The organism is Flavobacterium indicum GPTSA100-9 = DSM 17447 (assembly GCF_000455605.1).
GTDB classification, from domain to species: domain Bacteria; phylum Bacteroidota; class Bacteroidia; order Flavobacteriales; family Flavobacteriaceae; genus Flavobacterium; species Flavobacterium indicum.
Window position 1 is genome coordinate 2,320,114 of the sequence record NC_017025.1, and the last position, 19,413, is coordinate 2,339,526.

The following is a 19,413-nucleotide window of genomic DNA, read 5'->3' on the forward strand; positions in this document are numbered from 1 at the left end:
AGATGTAAACATAAGTAACAATTTATGGCAAAAGAAATTCAAGCATACAACAATATTTTAGAATTAATAGGCAATACACCGCTTATTAAATTAAACAAAGTTACCGAAGAATTTGAAGGTAATTTTTATGCTAAAGTCGAGGCTTTTAATCCAGGGCATTCATCTAAAGATAGAATTGCACTTTACATTATTGAGGAAGCTGAAAGGAAAGGAATTTTAAAACCCGGCGATACCATCATTGAAACTACATCTGGAAATACTGGTTTTAGTTTAGCAATGGTAAGCATCATTAAAGGTTATGATTGTATTTTAGCTGTAAGTTCAAAATCATCAAAAGACAAAATTGATATGTTACGCACTATGGGAGCTAAAGTTTATGTTTGCCCAGCCCACGTATCTGCAGATGATGAAAGAAGTTACTATAATGTTGCTAAAAGATTACACGAAGAAACAAAAGGTTCGGTTTATATTAACCAATACTTTAATGATTTAAATATTGATGCACATTACAATACTACTGGTCCAGAAATTTGGGAACAAACTGGCGGACAAATTACACACTTAGTAGCATGTAGTGGAACAGGAGGAACAATTTCTGGAACTGCAAAATTCTTGAAAGAGATGAATCCAAACATTAAAATCCTTGGAGTTGATGCTTATGGTTCAGTTTTAAAAAAATACCACGAAACCAAAGAATTTGATAACGAAGAAATTTACCCTTACAGAATTGAAGGTTTAGGTAAAAATTTAATTCCAACAGCTACTGATTTTGATGTAATTGACAAATTTATGAAAGTTACAGACGAAGAAAGTGCACATACTGCTAGAGAAATTGCTAAAAAAGAAGGAATTTTTGCTGGATACACTTCAGGAGCTGCTTTACAAGCTGTAAAACAATTTGCTGAAGAAGGTGAATTTGACGCCAACAGTAAAGTGGTTATTATTTTCCCTGATCACGGTTCTCGATACATGAGTAAAATTTACAGCGACGACTGGATGAGTGAACAAGGTTTTTTTGACAGTGTAAACAACGAAGAAACACAAAAAATCGAAATCATAAAATAAATACAAAAAACCTCGTCAAGTAACGAGGTTTTTTTATTATAACTTATAATTAATATTCAATGTCCAACGGGATTTCGCTTCAACAAGCCCCGACATTAAATTTTGATTGATGGGTTTAAAATAAGTAGCTCCCAATGAAAATTTATTCCAGCCAATTTCTACACCAATTTTACCGAAAAGCACATCTCCTGTAGTATTGCGGACTTTTTCCCCATATTGATAATTACTGGCATATACTTCACCTGCAACACCCAATTGAGGAGCAATAGCCATTTGATTTTTTTCAAATAAATAATACAACGTTGAGCCATAATTAAATTGATTCCCAAATCGGTATTCTTTTTTATTTTCTGTTTTTACAACATAATTTAAAAGATTATTAATTCCCATTTTTTTGAACCTTAACACATATTCAGATGAAAACAAATAATCCCAACTGCCCGTTCCTACTTGAAAACTTGGATTTACACTTCCTGCACTTGTTTCTTTATATTCTCCTGTAGGTGCTTTAATTCCAACTCCCACTTGCCAATTATGTTTAAAAACGGTACTATCTTTATGTGTTTGATAGACCGTTACCAATCCAACCACAGTAACATCTCCCATTCCGCTGATCTCTTGGCTTCCTGTTTTGGTATTTAGACTATGAAAATGATAAGGTAGTAACGTTGAAATTTGAACACCTTTAACAATTGGAATTCGCGCCCAAACTTGTAGAGTATTGTAATTTTCATTTAACCAAGGTGAATTGGAATACAAACCATCATTTGAACGGTAATGTTGATTAAAATAACGTACCCCAACAAAATTAGAATTTAGCATTGAAGCAAATCCCATACTCCCACCACTGGCAGAACAACCACAAGCATCGCAATCGTCAAAATAAGTCGTCTTTATATTTCTATTACCAAAATATGATGGATTATTATATTCCATTTTATTGGCATTTTGAGTATTGAATTTAGGTTTTTCGTGCGCTTGCATTACTAAAACAAACAGTAATGCACTAATTATTTTTTTCATTTTTATTTAATTAAAATTCTGCAAACCTTGGATCCGTTAAAAATTGGTGATCGGTTAAGGTTTTTAAAAAGGCTATGATTTTTGTTTTTTCAGTAGTAGTTAAAGGTATTCCTAAATTTCCATTCGTAGTTAAAGAGGCATCTAAATTAGGGGTATTTTGCACTCCGTTTGAATAATGATTTAAAACCGCTTCTAAGGTATAAAAACGACCATCATGCATGTAGGGTGCCGTTTTCTCAATATTACGCAAACTAGGTACTTTAAACTTGTATTTATATTGTTGCAATTCTGTAACTCGATAATAACCCATATCGTTTATTTGTGGATTAATACTCAATCCATTATTTCTGAAGCTATTATCCGTAAAAAGATCCGTTGCATGGCATGAAGCACATTTTTGATTAAAGATAGCATACCCCTCTACTTCGTCCTGAGTTAAAGTACCTCCTGCTTCATTTCTACGATATTTATCGAAGCGCGAATTAGAAGAAACTGTTAACACCATGAACTGTCCTAATGCTTTTAGCATATTTTCTGAATTAATTTGTCCGTCTGGAAAAGCTTGTTTAAACAATTTTACATATACCGGATCTGCTTTCATCATGGCAACAATTTGGGTAAAGTTACCATTCATCTCAATAGGACTTGTCAAAGGAATTATAGGTTGCAAATCGAGATGAGTCGTAGCCCCGTCCCACATAAAGGCCGTTTGAAAAGCTAAATTTTGAATAGGTGGTGTATTTCTTGTTCCAATATTATCCCCTACTCCATGACTAAAGGTATGTCCGTGATGCGTAAATGCATCGGCTTGAATATGGCAAAATCCACACGAAACCACGCCATCGGAAGATAAACGTCCGTCGTAAAACAATTTTTTTCCCAGTTCAAAACCTTTTTCAGTTAATGGGTTATTACTTAAATCATAAGCTATATCAGGAAAGTTAGCAGGTTTTTGAAAATTAATGGGTAAATTTTGGTATTCTTCGTTCTCTTCTTTAGAACAACTCAACACCATAAAAGCAAGAATTCCTAAAATTATCTGTTTCATTTTATCTAGGTTTTAGCCCTGACAGCAATGGAAAGCCCACAAGGCGTATAGTTTCTTTTTCTTCACAATACAAAGCGACCAAAGAAGCTTTAGTAGGGTGATTAGAAAAAAGAACTATACGACTGAGGACTTGCAATGAATGGCAGGAATGAGCTTCTTTAATTAATCATTATGTACATGGTGTACCTCAAACATATTCGCCAAATTTGCAGTTACCAAAGCTAATTTAGCTCCTCCCATAACCATAGCTTGCTCGGACAAATTAATTTTATTTGTACCGTCCAATACTTGTTTTAAATCGGCCATAATATGCACTTGTGGCGTAATGGTAGTACGTACTAAAGCTTTATCAGGAAAATTTAAAGTAATTTCTGCGTAATTATAATCGGTTCCTGTTTTTCCGGTATGTACCATATACATAGCACCTGTAGATTGCGTTGAAGAAGTAAACATACCTTCAAGAGCTAAAAATTTATACCCGGCACTCCACGACCACATCATACCGGCATCTTGTGCTGTAGCTAAAAAATCCCCTTGACCAGTAGCGCCTTGATTAAATTGCTCTTGATCCACTCCTATTCCGAATTTAATTTTGGTATAATTACCCGCTGGAATATTAGGTAAATTTAGTAAGGTTGAAGATTCGGTAAATTCATCAATAATGAAATAGCTTTGGCTTTTTGGAACTGTATAAGTAGAACCGTCTTCTTTAGTTAGTACAATATTACTAACAATATATTTAGCCTTAGAAATAGAAACTTCTTCCCCATTGGAATTGGTGTAAACTGCTCCTTGAATAAAATCGGCATCGCCATAAGTTTGATCAAACTCAACTTTTAAGCTACCCGTACCTGTTAGTTGTTCAGAAGCATTATCATCATTAGAACATGAAAATGCGAAAAATGCTGCTGTTAAAACAGCGAAAAATTTGATATAGTGTAATTTCATAATAATCTATTTTAAGTGTATAGTGTATAGTGCCCAATGGCAAAAAAATGTAGTCTATGCTGATTGCAAAACCGCATAGAAAATGGCCTTCTGTGTAAATCATACAAGAAGAATAGTATTTATACTTTAAAAAGTAAAATAAAAATGTAAATTTGAATGAATGAATTGAATTTTGAAACGCTCGAAAGTACCTGCGCATTCATTGACTGGTATGCACAGGGCGTTTCTTTTACCTGTTTTTGAGATAAAAGCCAACGTAATAAATTCAATTAAAAAGTTAAATACTAGACACTAGGAGGGTGAAAAATGGTATGCGTAGACAAATACGCATATAAATTCTGATACTTATTTTTAACCTTTAAGGAAGTAAAGAAAAGAATGGGTTTAGAAATTAAAGTTGTCTTACTTTCAAAAAACAGCACTTCTGATTCTTGTTTTGAAGTAGCTTTTTTATCGGAAGAAATGGGTTTTTCCTCTTCTGAGGCTTTTGCCAACTCCTTTTTTAAATGACATTTTCCGTCACAATGCATTTCGGGTTTGGCTTTATTTTCACATAATTCTTTAGCTATATACTCATAGTTGACCCAATAATCTACCATAGGTAAAATAGGTTTTGACAAGATTAATAAAGCGACTATGAATCCGAAATATTTCACAGTACAAATATATTAATCATAAAATGAATTTACTTGATTTTTATCATATAAATTAAACCTTTTTATTTTTTTAAAGTCCAATTGGTAAACATTAAAAATTATATAATATGAAAAAGTATGTATTTATTATTGCATTAGTAGTATCGGGATTATCGTTTGCTCAAGAAAAAGGAAAATTTAAGAATGCAACAGCAGAAGAAAGAGCAGAAATGCAAACTAAAAAAATGACAAAAGATTTAACTTTAACTAAAGAACAAGAAGAAAAAGTAACTGCCATTTTAAAAGAACATCATTCTAGTTTAGAAGCAAAAAAAGAAGAAATTAAAAATGAACAAATTGAAGCTAAAAAAGAACGACGCCAAAAAGCAATGAAAGAAATGAAAGAAAGTCGTTCGGAGTTAAAAGAAAAATTAAAAGGTGTTTTAACAGAAGAGCAATATAAAAAATGGGAATCGCTTCAAAATGAACGCATTGAAAAAGTTAAAAATCACAAAATAAGTCCTAAAGAATAGTTTTTTCACACTTAAAATTTTGTTAGTATAAAAAAAAAGGTTAGTTTTGGAGAAACTATTAACAATTAAGAAAATGAAAAAAATACTAGGCGCTTTTATTCTATTTTTAGCATTCACTTTTAATGCTAATGCTCAAGATAAAGCATTTAAAAAAGTTGACGTTGCTGTAGAAGCTAAAAAAAATGCTTCTGAAATGGCTGACTATTTAAAATTGAATAGTACAGAAGTAGAAAATTTCTTCCATCTATTTGAATACAAATTCAATGTTTTAAACGAAAATTTATCTGAAGAAAGAAAAGCAGAATTAGCTAGAATTATAGATTTAAAAATAAGAGCTACATTATCTCCAGCTCAAATGGAAAAGCTTGAAAAAAATACTGAGTTATTAAAGAAATTAACTCATTAATAAAAAAATCCCGATTGTATCGGGATTTTTTATTTTATAAATTTTGACTTACTTCATCAACACATTGTATCGTATAATCTAAATCTTCATACGATAAAGCATCAGTGATAAACCACGTTTCGTAAGCAGATGGTGCAATATAAATTCCTTTTTTCAATAATTCGTGGAAGAATTTCTTAAAGGTATCATTATCTCCATTTTTAGCAGTATTAAAATCATAAACAGGGTCTTTATCAAAATGAACAGATATCATTGAACCTACTCTATTGATTGTAAATGCAACTCCGTTATTAGATAATACTTCATGCATTCCTTTTTCTAAATAAGCTGTTTTTTCATCAAGTCTTTTAAATAATTCTGGATCGTTATTTAATTCCGTCAACATTTGAAGCCCTGCAGCCATTGCCAAAGGATTTCCAGACAAAGTTCCTGCTTGATATACTGGACCTAGTGGCGATAAATAATTCATAATTTCGTCTCTTCCGGCAAAAGCGCCAACTGGAAGTCCGCCTCCAATAACTTTCCCAAAACAAATAATATCGGCTTGAATGCCAAACAATTCTTGTGCACCACCTTTAGCCAATCTAAAGCCTGTCATTACTTCATCAAAAATCAATAATGTTCCATTTTGTGAACACAACGAACGTAATTGGTTTAAAAAATCTGCTTTAGGCGGAATACAACCCATATTACCAGCTACTGGTTCGATGATTACTGCTGCAATTTCATCTTTATTAGCTTCAAATAAAGCTTTTACATTTTCAATATCATTATAATTGGCTAACAAAGTATCTTTTGCGGTACCTTCAGTTACACCTGGACTATTAGGAATACCAAAAGTACTTAATCCACTTCCAGCAGCAATTAAAAACGAGTCGGAGTGACCATGATAACATCCTGAAAATTTAATTATTTTATCTCTCTTGGTATAACCTCTTGCTAAACGAATAGCGCTCATACAAGCTTCAGTACCAGAATTTACAAAACGGATTTTATCAATATTAGGCACCATTGCAACTGCTAATTCAGCAATTTTTGTTTCTAAAGCAGTTGGTGTTCCAAAAGAAGTTCCCAATTTTGCACGTTCTATAACTGCATTTACAACAGCCTCGTGAGCATGTCCTAAAATCATTGGTCCCCAAGAATTGATATAATCGATATATTTATTTCCATCTTCATCAAATAAATAAGCTCCTTTAGCTTCTTTAACAAAAATAGGTGTTCCTCCCACTGCTTTAAATGCTCTTACAGGCGAATTAACACCTCCTGGAATAACTTTACTAGCTTCAACAAAAAGCTGGCTACTTCTTTGATATAACATTATTTTTTAGTTTTAATTTTTTGACCCACAGCAATGGCCGTATCTGAAATATTATTTAATTGTTTTAATTCTTCCACTGAAAGATTGAATTTTTTTGATAATGAATATAAAGTATCTCCTTTTTGAATTACGTATTCCCCCTCATTTAAAACAATTTCTTGTTTTGGAGTAGGAATAAAATTTCTACCTAAAACTTCATTATCTAATTTATACAACTCATATCGTTCTATTATTCCAACTAACTTAGAAGGGTACAATGTATCTGTTGCATAACCCGCTTGTTTTAAACCATTTGCCCATGCCTGATAATCTCCTTTATCTAATTTAAACAACGATTCATATCTTTTTCTTGACGTTAAAAATAGAGCATGATCACGGTAAGATTCAGCAGGATCTTTATATTTTCTAAAACATTCTTGCAAAGCATCATCGTCATGTGTAACTGTTTCACCAGTCCAACCAGTATGACATTTAATTCCAAAATGATTATTAGCTTCTTTACATAAACGACCGAAACCTGCTCCTGATTCTAATATTCCTTGCGCCATTATTATACTCGCTGGAATTCCGTATTGTTTCATGTTGGATTTAGCCGTTTCTTTAAAATCCTCTATATATTTTTTTACATCTTCTGTAGTTGCTTTAACTTTTGAAGTTGCAACTAAAATTTCACCCGTTGCATTCGTGTTTTTAGGTTTAGAAGTAGTGGGTTTTGAAGTAGTAGTTGTATTTTTACTCGGATAAGTAGTTTTTGATACTGTCTTACTTGTTCTTACTTTAGAACTTCCACAACTTATTACCAAAATGGTAAAGAAGAAGAATACTATCTTTTTAATCATACAATTATTTGTGCTTTATTTTTAATTTTCAATTTTTCATTCATTCCAACAATCCCTTGTAAACCGCCAGTATGAATAGCTAATATTTTACTTTCTTCAGGAAAATATTTTTTTTTGATTAAATCAAAAATTCCATACATCATTTTACCAGTATATATAGGATCTAATGGAATTCCCGTTTTTAAATAAAAATCATTAATAAATTGTATTAATTCATCGGTAACATTTCCATATCCTCCAAAATGATACTCACAAATTATATTCCAATTTGATTTGTTTACAAATTTACTAATATCATTTTTTAAAAAATCACCTTTTAACGAAGAAAAACCAATTATTTTTTGAATTTCATTTGATGAATTGATTAAACCAGAAATTGTACCACCTGTTCCTACTGAAGTACAGATATAATTAAAATCACTAGTTTCATCAGATAGTATTTCTTCACAACCTTTTATTGCTAATTCATTAGTTCCTCCTTCTGGAATTAAATAGAAATCGTTAAATTCATTATTTAATAGTTCAATAAAATGTGATGCTGTTTTTGTCCTGTACGTTGTCCTATCTATAAATTTAAAAGTCATCCCTAACGCTTGCGCCATTTTCAAAGTTGGATTCGCATCAATTTTATCTTTTAATTCCTCACCTCTTATAACACCAACCGTTTGGAATCCATATTCTTTTCCTGCTCCAGCAACAGCAACTATATGATTTGAATAAGCTCCTCCAAAAGTCAACAAGCTAGCTTTATTTTGTTTCTTAGCTTCAACAATATTGTATTTCAATTTCCTGAATTTATTGCCTGAAATAATGGGATGCAGTAAATCTTCTCTTTTAATATAGAGTTGAATAGACGTTTGAAATGGTAACGTTATTTTGAAAATATCAGACATAAAAAAATCCCGAGTCAATCGGGATTAAAATTATAAATTAATTTATTATTTTTTTGCTATGATTATTTTTTTATCAACTGATCCACTTTCTTTAGTATCTAGCTTAACAATGTAAACTCCGTCGCTTAATCCAGAAGTAGACACTTCAATCGTATCATTTTTACCTAAATTCTTTTTAGCAATTACCAACTTTCCTGTTACATCGAATAATTGACAAGAAACTACATCTTTATTCATTGTATTTACAATGGTTAAAGTACCTGCAGCATTGTTTTGATATACATCAAAATTATCAGCTAAATTTGCATTTTCATTAGATAATGAGAAATTTTTAAATGTAATTTCAAATCTCGTTTTATTATTACCCGCAGGCAACGTCATATCGAAAGTTCCATTTTTGATATCGTAATAAACACCAGTTTCTTTATCGTGAAGATAAATCTCTTGGTTAGCATTAAAATTACCACCTAAACCAGCTACCTTAATTTTAAAATTAGTTTGTTGAGCACAACGTAAACCTACTGGAATTTTCTTTTCCACATCAAACTTAACAGCTGTAGCTACATATTCATTATCAGTACCATTTACTATATAATAGAACTCAGCTGCTTCTGACGAAGGTGACCTACCGTCAAATCCATAATCAAAACCATCTGTAGCATTATCATCAAAGGCAATTGTTGTTGGTCTTACACCACCATTATTATACATCGCATGAATTCTAATGTAAGGTGACGTACCTTTTTTAATTTTTGTATAATCTATTCCCGCAACATTTGGAATCTCAGGGAAAAATTCTGAATTACCAGCATAAACATCTGCAGTTTGATTTTGAGCAGCTGCACTTCCCATTCTAGCAAATTCCGATTGATTAACAGCACCTTCTCTAACAAAAACTCTGTAACTATTTTTCATTGTAACAGAACCTGCAGCAGTACCCATAACCATAAACCCTTGACCTATAGGAGAAAATCTTCTTTGAAAAACAGTTCCAGAACCTAAAGCAGTTTCTTGACCACCCGCTCCATTATAATTCCAAAACGCAGCAGGAGTATAAACACCAGTTCCTGGATTATACACACCATAACCACCACTGTAAGCATCAATATAGTGTGAATTAACCACTACTTGTTCCCAGAAATAAGCTTGACCATTAGTAACTGCAGCATTAGCAGGGTCTAACAAAAACTGATTTAAATCAATTGCACTTGGATAAGGATTTCCTACTAATGTAAAATTACCTGCAGAAACAGGTACGCTAATATTACCATCATTTGGTTTTCCTCTAAAATCATATCGTTGTTTGCTTCCTGTATTATTTTGAACTCCATCTGCATCTACAACAGTTGCATCTGTACCCGAAGTTCCTTTCATAGTAAAACCTTCACCAGGATTAATACTTGTAGCTGAACCTACATGCACCCATTGTGCATAAGCATTTGAAGTAACAAACTTCCAAATCCAATAGGTTGCAATTCCAAGTGGACTAGAAGTACCGTCGTAAGACGACAACATAGTTGCAGGTACAGAAGTGATTAAACCTGTAGGTCTATTTAGCAAGGAAATACTAAATTGTTCGTTCCCTGAAACACCAGAAGCAGCACCTACAGGAGAACACCAATAATTATATTGATAATTATTCACAGTACCTTCTTGAAAAACTGATAATTTCCCCGCACCAAAGTTTGTTGAAGAACCTGTAGTCCCTTGTAATAATTGAGCTGTATTACGCATGTAAAAATTTGATGTATTCTGTAAATTCACATCTTGTTTCACATACATAAATTGATTCGTCATAAAAACGTAAGCTCCAGGATTCACATAAAGCTGAGCATTTGCAAAATTTGCAAGCGCAAGCAACACAGAAGATAGTATTATTTTTCTCATAAGCTACTGATTTAGCATTTAATAGACAAATGTACTACAACTACGTAAATTAGACAAATAAAATCGACTAAAAACAAAAAAATATTTTTTTTACAACTGAAAACCACCATAAAACTAATCTTTCGCTTTAGGATTACAAAAAAAATCAAAATTTTTTTTTTTAATTCATACATCAAAAAAAAGTTAATTTATTGTTTTTCATCGTATTTTTTTGCATGTAATCGATATTTTGATATATTTGCATTTGCAAAAAAAAATCAACTTAACAAGTCATGAATAAAAAATTACTTTTAACAACATTAATTTGTACTTCAATTAATTTCTTCAGTCAAGCACAAGTTGGTGTAGGTACTACCACTCCTAATGGAGCGCTTGATGTTACATCAACAACAAACGGTTTTGTACCACCAAGGGTTGCCTTAACCGCAACTAACGTTGGCGCACCAATTGTAAATCCTAATGGAGGTGGAAACCCAATAGCAGGTACAGTTGTTTACAATACCGCTACTGCTGGGACATCACCAAACAACGTGGCTCCAGGCTTATATTATTGGAATGGAACAAGATGGGTAGCTTTTGCTGGTTCTCCAGGAGGATTGGATTGGTCATTGACTGGAAATACAGGAACTTCAATCGCAAGTAATTTCTTAGGAACAAGTGATAATGTAGATTTTGCAATTAGAACTAACAATACTGAGCGAATGAGAGTACTTACTACTGGAAGAATTGCAGTAAATACTACCAACGTTTCACAAGCTGACAATCAATTTGAAGTTACTTCAACTATCGTTGGCGATGATGCCATTACGGGTAATTCAGTAGGAACAGGTGGTAGAGGCGTTCAGGGTAACAGCACACTTGACGGGACAGGAGTATTTGGTTATAATGACGGAACAGGTATTGGAATAGTTGGAACTAATGTAAACACAACAACAACTGCAGCTATTGGAGTATTAGGTAATTTAAGTACAACAACAACAACTGCCCCAACTTCGAATTTAGTAGCCGTTCAAGGACAAGTGAGCTCAATTAGCGCAACTGCAGTTAATGCTCTAAATTTTGGAGGTGGTATGGGACTTTATGCACAAACAACTGGCCCTACTCCAACTACAGCTGGTTCAAATGCAGCAGTTTACGCCTCTCTAGACCAACCTACTGCCGGAAATCAAGACGTTGCAGCCATAATAGGTTCTCAAAGCAATATTAACCAAGGTACTGGAGGCTATGCAGGTCCGTTAGCCGCTTCTTCAAACTCTTCACTAGGTGGAGTTGCTGGAACATTGGCTTCTAAAGTTATAAATGCAAATACTGATTCCTATTTATTTGGAGTGATTGGAGATGTTTTAAGAGACTCTAGTGTTGGTTCTTCCACAATTCCAGATAGAACTGGTGGAGTTATGGGCTATAATGGTTCAAATGCTTGGGGAGTTTTAGGCTACAGAGCTTCTAATGGTAATACCTATGGCGGTTATTTCAGCACAGGTGGTACAGCAGCTACACAAAATGGAACTGGAAGAGTTAGTAGTTCAACGAATGAAAACAATGGTATTGGAATTGGAGTAAATGGAAGTTTTATGGGTGGTTATGTTAAAGGTGACCAATACGGTTTAATGACCAAAGGTGATGAATTTGGTATGTACGTTGCTGGAAACACTTTAACCAACAAACCAATTGTTCAGTTAACAGAAGGTACATCTAAAAGAATTGCTACTTATGCAACTACATCAACATCAGTAGATGTTACAACAAGAGGTAAAGGAAAATTAAACAATGGAGAAACATTTGTAGCCTTCGATACTAACTTTTCTCAAACTGCAACAATATCTGAAGATGAGTTAAACATCACTATCACTCCAATGGGAGCCACAAATGGTGTATATGTAAGCAAAATTACTTCAACTGGATTTTTTGTTAAAGAAAATTTAAATGGTAAAAGTAATGCAAATTTCAGCTGGACAGCAATTAGCACACAAAAAGGATATAAAAATGGCGTTAAAATATCGAATGAAATTTTAGCTAATGATTATGACAAAAACATGAATGAAGTAATGTTTAATGAAGCAGATACTAAAAACGAGGCTAAACCAATTATGTTTGACGGTACTAAAATTAAATTCGAAAGATATAACGAACCAATTGAAAATCAAAAGAAATCAATTCCGGTTAACAAAAGAGAACGTGTTGTTCTTGAAAATGAAAAACCTAAACAATAAATAATTTCTTTTTCATATTTTAAAAAAGCCACATCGTTGATGTGGCTTTTTTTATTTCTTGTTGTTAATAACTTTTTACACAATACAAAAAAACGCCAATTACCCAAAAACAACGACACACTACCCCCTACTTAACTTTAACAATTATTAACAATCGTTCAAAATTTAAACATCATTTTTAAGATTTATTAGTTTTTTTAATAAAAAAAATTATATTTGCTTTCTAAACAACAAAAAAAACAAAAAAATCTACTCTAAAATGAAAACTAAACAAAATGATTTTGTTTGGACTGAAAGGTCTGTTGACAAAATTTTTAAATTCTTTTTTACACTACTATGTGCTTTAAATTTTGGGAATATCAATTCTCAAACTGTCGAAACCTTCAATACTGCCGGAACTGGTTCTTGGGTTTGCCCAGCAGGTGTAACTTCAATTAAAGTTGAAGCATGGGGCGGCGGCGGCGGCGGCGGTTATGCTAGATCAACTAACAGAGGTGCTGGCGGCGGCGGCGGCGGCGGTGCATATACAGTTTCAAATACAATCGCTGTAGTTCCAGGAACCACTTACTATTATAGAGTTGGAAGTGGTGGAACTGGCGGAACTGCAGCTGGAACCGCTGCTACACCTGGGCAATCGAGTTGTTTTTCTACCGCTACAAATTGTGGAGGAACTATTTTAGCTTCTGCAAATGGTGGTGGTGCTGGTGGTTCTGTTACCACGAATGCCCCTGGAACAGCTGGAGCTGGAGGAAGTGGTGGAACATTTACTTCTGGAAGTTTTAATGGAGGAAATGGTGCTGCTGGATCAAATGGAAATGGAGGAGGTAATGGCGGCGGCGGCGGCGGCGGCGGCGCTGGAACAACAGCAAATGGCGGAAACGCATCCGTATTAACTGGCGGAACAGGTGCAACTTTATATGGTGGAAATGGAGGAAATGGTGTCAATAGCAGTTCAGGAAATTCTGGATTAACTGTTGGTGGCGGAGGCGCTGGAGGACACCGTATGGGTGGAATTGATGCAGCTGGAGGAAATGGTGCCAATGGACAAATCATCATCTCCTATGCTGGATATTGTACTTTAGCAACTACATCTAGTACCTATTGGATAAGTAATTTTACCACAACTTTAGGATTAACAAACATAAATAATACTTCTACCTATTCAGCTGGTGGCTATGGAAATTACACAGCACAAAGCGTTAGTCAAATTGCCACAGGAAGTTTTAATTTTAGTGTAACATTGAATTCTGGAACCCATGGCGTTAATATATGGGTAGATTGGAATAACGATTTAGATTTCAACGATGCTGGTGAGAAAGTTTATGCATCAGGAGGATACGTTTCATCAGCTTCAGGAACAATAACAATTCCTGGAGGGACACCTGTTGGAAACTACAGAATGCGCGTTGTTGCAGACTATTTAAACACAGACCCGACAGCATGTGGAACAACAACATATACTGAAGGTGAAGATTATACTCTACAAGTAGCAACACCACCTACGTGTTATACACCAACAAGTCTAAGTGCTTCAGCTACTTCAACAACAACAGGAACAGCATCTTGGACAGCACCAACTTTAGGCACAACACCTATTGGATATCAATATGTAATTTCAACTTCGAATACTACACCTGGAGGTGCAGGAACAGCTGTTGCAACAACATCTGTTAACTTCACAGGGCTATTACCAAATACTACGTATTATGTTTTTGTAAGAACCAATTGTGGTTCAGGTGACTTTAGTTCTTGGGTAAGCACATCTTTTTATACTGGGTATTGCAGCTCAACTTCTACGACTTCAACTTATTTTATAAATAATTTCTCTACTACAGGAGGAACTTTAAATATAACAAATAACGGTTCTGGATATTCAGCAACTGGTTATGGAAATTTTTCAGCTCAAGTAGTAAGCCAACAACCTTTCGGTTCAGTGAACTTTTCAATTGCATTAAACAGTACTTATACTTTTGGTGTAAATATTTGGATTGATTGGAATGGCGATTTAGATTTTAATGATGCCGGTGAAAAAGTTTATGCATCAGGTTCTTATGTTAATACAGCAACGGGAGTTATTACTGTTCCTGGCACGGCTGTTGCTGGCAATTATAGAATGCGTGTTGTTGCTAATTACAGTTCAACTGACCCGCTTTCTTGTGGTTCAATTTCAAATGGCGAAACTGAAGATTATACCTTTACTGTTTTACCATCAGCTTGTCCGGGAATACCAACTGCTGTAGTAGTTGGCCCTGTTACAACAACGACTGCAACTGTTAACTGGACAGCTTCTTCACCAGCACCAGCAAGTGGTTACCAATATTATTTAACGACTTCAGCTACATTACCAACAGGAGCAACAGTTCCAACAGGAAGTACAGCTGCTGGAGTTACCACTGTTAACTTAACAGGCTTAACACCTAATACTACTTACTATGTTTATATAAGAAACAATTGTGGAAGCGGAAATGTTAGTCCGTGGACGTCTCAAGTTTCTTTCTATACTGGTTATTGTGTATCCAATTCATCAAGTAGTACCTATTTTATAAATAATTTTTCTACTACTTCAGGAACAACAAATATTACTAATAATGGCTCTGGTTATTCAGCAGGTGGTTATGGAAATTTCACCGCTCAAACAGTAACTCAAGCACCAAGTGGATCGGTTAATTTTTCAATTGCATTAAATAGCACTAATACATTTGGCGTAAATATTTGGGTGGATTGGAATAACGATATGGATTTTAATGACTCTGGAGAATTAGTGTATGCTTCTGGTGCATATGTAAATACAGCCACAGGTATCATTACAGTGCCAGCAACTGCAATTGCAGGAAATTACAGAATGAGAATTGTAGCTAATTATTCATCTTCAAATCCAAGTTCATGTGGAACTATTACGAGTGGTGAAACAGAAGACTATACCTTTAATGTTACAACGTTACCTTGTAATACCTATCCAATAGCAATTACAACAACACCAACGTCAATGACATCAACTACTATTTCATGGTCAGCACCTACTCCTGCTCCAGCTAGTGGTTACCAATATTACATTTCAACAAGTTCAACAGTACCTACTGCTGGAACAGCACCTACAGGAACTGTTGGCGCAGGTGTAACTTCTGTAAACGTTACTGGATTAGTTTCTAATACAACTTACTATGTTTATGTAAGAACAAATTGTGGTGGTTCACAAGGTGTTTGGTCAGGACCTTCAATTTTTACACAACCCAACTGTATGCCAGGTGGAGGTACAGGAACATCTACATTAGGTTGTCCTTCAGTTGTATCAGGAGGATTAGGTCTAAGTGGTACAGATCCCGCTCCTATAAGTTGTGGTTCATCAGGCTGTGTTGATTTAGAAGCTACTTATTTGCATTTAGGACAAACAACAAGTTATACAGTTCAATCTATTGGTTATGCACCACCTTATCAATTTGATTGTTTGGCCAACCAAGTGAGTGTGAATGTGGACGATACCTGGTCGCCAATTATAAACTTACCATTTAATTTCTGTTTTTACGGCACAAATTATAATCAATGCTTGATGGGTTCCAATGGATTAATCACATTTGACACCACAAACAATACCCCTGGTGGCTACTGTAGTTACTCATTTGCAGACAATATTCCAATTGCTGGACATTCAGCCTTAGTAGAAAATGCAATTTTTGGAGTTTTCCATGATATTGACCCTTCAAAAGGTGGAAAAGTTGCATGGGAATTGATTACATTAAACACAGGCTGTAGAGCCTTAGTAGCTTCTTGGCATGATATACCAATGTTCTCAGCTTCTTGTAATTCAATTCTTTACACAGGTATGATTGTTTTATATGAAAATACAAATGTTATAGAAGTTTACATAGAGAATAAGCAATTATGTCCTACATGGAATGATGGAAATGCAGTAGTAGGTATTCAAGATCCTACTGGAACTTTAGCTTCAGTTGCACCAAACAGAAACGGATTAAGTGCAGATTGGACCACAACTAACGAAGCTTGGCGATTTGTTCCTTCTGGCGCATCAATTACATCATTAAAATGGCATGAAGGTTCTGGTACATCTGGACCTGTTGTTGGGACAACAGATGTTATAAATGTTTGTCCTGCTGGAACAACAACTTATACTGCTGAAGTAACATACACTTTATGTAATGGAACAACTTTAGTGGAGACTGACGAAGTAGTTGTTACAGTAAGCTCTGGAAAAACATGGAATGGTTCAGTAAGTACAAACTGGAATGTTGCAAATAACTGGACACCAGTAGGCGTACCAACTAGTGCTGATTGTGTATTAATTCCAAACGTAACTAACAAACCAATTATTTCTGGTACAAATTATAGTGGATTGGCTAGAACTGTGACTGTTCAAAACGGTGCAACATTAACAATAACCGCTACAAATGCTTTAACTGTAACGGATGTGATTAATGTGAGCGCTGGTGGTCAAATTTTAGTAAATAACAACGGAAGCATTGTTCAAATTAACAATGTAACCAATGTTGGAAATATTACTTACGAAAGAACGGCTAACATTAGAAAACAAGATTATGTATATTGGTCTTCTCCAGTTAATAATTTCCCTGTAACTTCAGTATCTCCTGGAACAAACGCAGGTTTTATATATAAATGGCAACCAACTACAACAACTGCTTATGCAAGTAACTTTGGTAATTGGGTAAATGCAAATGAAAATATGGTTATTGGTAAGGGTTATATCGTAAGAGGACCTGATTCTTTTACTACTACTTTACAAAATTACACGGCTACTTTTACAGGTGTACCAAATAATGGAAATATTACAGTACCTATCAGTAGAAGTACTTATAATGGAGCTAATTATACAGGACCAACAAGTACATTAGTAACTAAAGATGATGATAATTGGAATTTAATTGGAAACCCATACCCATCATCTATACATGCAATTAATTTCTTAACATTAAATACTAATATTGCTGGATTTATTAAAGTATGGACTCATGGTACTTTACCAAGTAGCGCAATTGCAGATCCATTCTACAGTGATTTTGTATACAATTATACTCCTGGAGATTATATTACCTATAACTCAACAGGAACATCATCAGGACCAGGTGTATTTAATGGATATATTGCAGGTGGCCAAGGATTCTTTGTATTAATGAATCATACCTCAGCAGGAACTTCTGAAACAGTTAGTTTTAATAATACATTAAGAAGTAATACTTATAGTAATAGCCAGTTTTTTAGAACTAATAATGCGCAACAAGTAAATGCTGATTTAGAAAGACATAGAATTTGGTTAGATTTAATTTCTTCAAATGGAAATTCAATTAGAACTTTAGTTGGATACATACAAGGTGCAACTAATTCAGAAGATAGATTAAACGATGCATTTACAGATGAGAAATTAAACTTTAATTTATATTCATTAATTGAAGATAAGATGATGACAATTCAAGGTAGAACTTTACCGTTTGACAATAACGACCAAGTGCCATTAGGACTTAAAGTTAATCAGGCTGGAATGTATACTATTGGAGTTGGAGTAGTAGATGGTTTATTTACAAATGCTAATCAAAAAATATATCTTGAGGATAAATTATTAAATATCATCTACGACATCAAACAGTCTGCTTATACTTTTATTTCAGAAGCTGGAACTTTTAATAATAGATTTGTTTTAAGATATACTACTAAATCTGATGCACAATTAAGTTCAGATAATTCAATTAGTGTATTTACAAACAACAGTATTGCTATTAATTCTAACAAACTTAAAATTAAAGATGTTCAAGTTTATGATGTATTAGGTAAATTAATTTTAAACAAATCGAACATTAATAAAGTTAATATAGAATTAACTGAAATTATGAAAGCAAATGGAGTTTTACTTGTTAAGATTACTCTTGAAGACAATACCGTTTACACGAAAAAAATTATTTACTAATTAAATAATTTAACTTATCTAAAAAAAGGGACTTTTAAATTAAAAGTCCCTTTTTTATTTAAGGCATTTTTAAAAACTATTGTGTGAGGTTTCGTTTAAATTATTGTATTCTTTTCAAAAAAAATTAATACAATTATACAAGTTACTAAAATATTGCTTCCAAAAACAAATAGTCTATATTAAAAAAAGAGAGCTTAAAATAAAACTAAAAAGCAATCAAAAATAATTTAAAAAACTCCAAAAAGTTCTTTTCTTCAAATAGTTAAGATCTTTTTCATGTTTATACGCTTCTTTTTCAAAACTTATATTAAGATAAGCCTTTTGCCAATTTTTAAACTTTATTGACAAAAAAACAAATTCAAAAAAATACCAGATATAAAAAGGCACAATTAACAACTCTATTTGTTGCCTGATGTGTATTTTTTCATGATTGATGAGCACAACATCCCCCCTATCCTTTTTATCAGATAAAATAATAAAAGGGAAGATGGAAATTCCCCTCACCCATTTAGGTGTCAAGTATTTAAAAATTAATATTATCAATTTAAATATTTTTTATAAAAATAGAAAACTTTAGTGCTCAAACCAAGCCAGCAAAGGAATTTCGCGAAAAAACACATTGTTTTTAATTAAACAAAAACATTAAAATATTAACAATTTTAAACTAATA

13 protein-coding genes are annotated in these 19,413 nt (G+C 33.5%); 5 read left to right on the forward strand and 8 right to left on the reverse strand.

Annotated features, from left to right (window positions below; all coding sequences use genetic code 11):
- The first annotated feature begins 24 nt into the window (after positions 1 to 24).
- A complete protein-coding gene (locus KQS_RS10790) occupies positions 25 to 1,065 on the forward strand; it encodes a PLP-dependent cysteine synthase family protein (protein ID WP_014389220.1) in 1,041 nt (346 codons plus the stop codon).
- A gap of 36 nt (positions 1,066 to 1,101) precedes the next feature.
- Here KQS_RS10790 and KQS_RS10795 read toward each other — a convergent pair whose 3' ends face one another.
- The 4 genes from KQS_RS10795 to KQS_RS10810 all read right to left on the reverse strand — a co-directional run bounded on the left by KQS_RS10795 (position 1,102) and on the right by KQS_RS10810 (position 4,704).
- Positions 1,102 to 2,088: a transporter family protein gene (locus KQS_RS10795; RefSeq protein WP_014389221.1), complete on the reverse strand. Its 987-nt coding sequence runs from the start codon at positions 2,086 to 2,088 to the stop codon at positions 1,102 to 1,104.
- A 10-nt stretch (positions 2,089 to 2,098) separates the two neighbouring features.
- Positions 2,099 to 3,136 (reverse strand): cytochrome-c peroxidase, encoded by a 1,038-nt coding sequence (locus KQS_RS10800; protein ID WP_014389222.1) that lies wholly within the window; start codon positions 3,134 to 3,136, stop codon positions 2,099 to 2,101.
- 162 nt (positions 3,137 to 3,298) lie between these two features.
- On the reverse strand, positions 3,299 to 4,084 hold the full coding sequence (locus KQS_RS10805) for an MbnP family protein (RefSeq protein ID WP_014389223.1): 786 nt from the start codon (positions 4,082 to 4,084) through the stop codon (positions 3,299 to 3,301).
- Positions 4,085 to 4,368: 284 nt separating this feature from the next.
- Complete coding sequence (locus tag KQS_RS10810; protein WP_242400762.1) at positions 4,369 to 4,704, reverse strand: hypothetical protein; 336 nt, start codon at positions 4,702 to 4,704, stop codon at positions 4,369 to 4,371.
- A 143-nt stretch (positions 4,705 to 4,847) separates the two neighbouring features.
- Between KQS_RS10810 and KQS_RS10815 the strand changes: the two genes are divergently transcribed.
- Positions 4,848 to 5,252, forward strand: coding sequence for a Spy/CpxP family protein refolding chaperone (locus tag KQS_RS10815; protein WP_014389225.1), 405 nt, complete (start codon positions 4,848 to 4,850; stop codon positions 5,250 to 5,252).
- Between the two features lie 73 nt (positions 5,253 to 5,325).
- The gene (locus KQS_RS10820; protein ID WP_014389226.1) at positions 5,326 to 5,658 is read left to right on the forward strand and encodes a hypothetical protein; all 333 of its coding nucleotides are present in this window, start codon (positions 5,326 to 5,328) and stop codon (positions 5,656 to 5,658) included.
- 34 nt (positions 5,659 to 5,692) lie between these two features.
- Here the strand turns inward: KQS_RS10820 and hemL are convergent, their stop codons facing one another.
- The 4 genes from hemL to KQS_RS10840 are packed head-to-tail and all read right to left on the reverse strand — an operon-like array spanning position 5,693 to position 10,598.
- Positions 5,693 to 6,979 (reverse strand): glutamate-1-semialdehyde 2,1-aminomutase, encoded by a 1,287-nt coding sequence (gene hemL, locus KQS_RS10825; protein WP_014389227.1) that lies wholly within the window; start codon positions 6,977 to 6,979, stop codon positions 5,693 to 5,695.
- Positions 6,979 to 7,818: a glucosaminidase domain-containing protein gene (locus KQS_RS10830; RefSeq protein WP_014389228.1), complete on the reverse strand. Its 840-nt coding sequence runs from the start codon at positions 7,816 to 7,818 to the stop codon at positions 6,979 to 6,981. The genes hemL and KQS_RS10830 overlap by 1 nt, the downstream gene beginning before the upstream one ends.
- Positions 7,815 to 8,711, reverse strand: coding sequence for a 1-aminocyclopropane-1-carboxylate deaminase/D-cysteine desulfhydrase (locus KQS_RS10835; protein WP_014389229.1), 897 nt, complete (start codon positions 8,709 to 8,711; stop codon positions 7,815 to 7,817). The genes KQS_RS10830 and KQS_RS10835 overlap by 4 nt, the downstream gene beginning before the upstream one ends.
- A gap of 45 nt (positions 8,712 to 8,756) precedes the next feature.
- Positions 8,757 to 10,598 (reverse strand): T9SS type A sorting domain-containing protein, encoded by a 1,842-nt coding sequence (locus tag KQS_RS10840; protein WP_014389230.1) that lies wholly within the window; start codon positions 10,596 to 10,598, stop codon positions 8,757 to 8,759.
- 272 nt (positions 10,599 to 10,870) lie between these two features.
- Here KQS_RS10840 and KQS_RS10845 point away from each other — a divergent pair, with 272 nt between their 5' ends.
- Together KQS_RS10845 and KQS_RS10850 are read left to right on the forward strand one after the other, a co-directional pair.
- Positions 10,871 to 12,811 (forward strand): beta strand repeat-containing protein, encoded by a 1,941-nt coding sequence (locus KQS_RS10845; RefSeq protein WP_014389231.1) that lies wholly within the window; start codon positions 10,871 to 10,873, stop codon positions 12,809 to 12,811.
- A gap of 259 nt (positions 12,812 to 13,070) precedes the next feature.
- A complete protein-coding gene (locus tag KQS_RS10850; protein ID WP_014389232.1) occupies positions 13,071 to 18,743 on the forward strand; it encodes a GEVED domain-containing protein in 5,673 nt (1,890 codons plus the stop codon).
- Positions 18,744 to 19,413 lie beyond the last annotated feature (670 nt).